General features: G+C 63.4%; 1 protein-coding gene. It reads left to right on the forward strand.

The features are described 5' to 3' along the window. Positions 1–473 (forward strand): tetratricopeptide repeat protein (locus AAHA41_RS22575; protein ID WP_342697350.1); only part of this gene is annotated, 473 nt, incomplete at both ends.

Here is a 473-nt window from a genome sequence, read left to right on the forward strand (position 1 = left end):
TTGCTCAAGCGCATGGCACTTCATCCCGGTAGCCGAGATGCGGCCGCCTCTCTCTGGCTCGCTTCGATCCGCGATATGCCGGTCGGTACCGAGAGCATGGATGCGCTGCGCCAGTTCGTTGTGACGTTTGGCTCTGACAGCGAGGTGGATGAGGCCTTGAAGCTGCTTGATACCCAGGAGCAGCAGTGGGCATCTCCGGCCTTTCGCCAGCGTCAGGAAGCACTGGCACGCAACCGTGCCGGCAAGGCATCGGTGCGGGAGATCAGCGCTGCGCTGGCTGCCAACCCTGATGATCAGGGGCTGAGAGGCGCCCTGGCCGAAGCCTACTCACGCAACAACCGGCGTGCGGAAGCGGTAGCCCAGCTGGAGCAGCTGTTGCGGCAGCCTGACGTAGCCCAGCGCGCAAAGTGGGAGAGCTTGCTGGCGACCAACCGTTACTGGTTATTGCTTGAACGTGCCGACAAAGCGGCCGC

Origin of the sequence: Aeromonas sp. SER (assembly GCF_038739615.1) — a bacterium.
Taxonomy (GTDB): Bacteria; Pseudomonadota; Gammaproteobacteria; order Enterobacterales; family Aeromonadaceae; genus Aeromonas; species Aeromonas jandaei.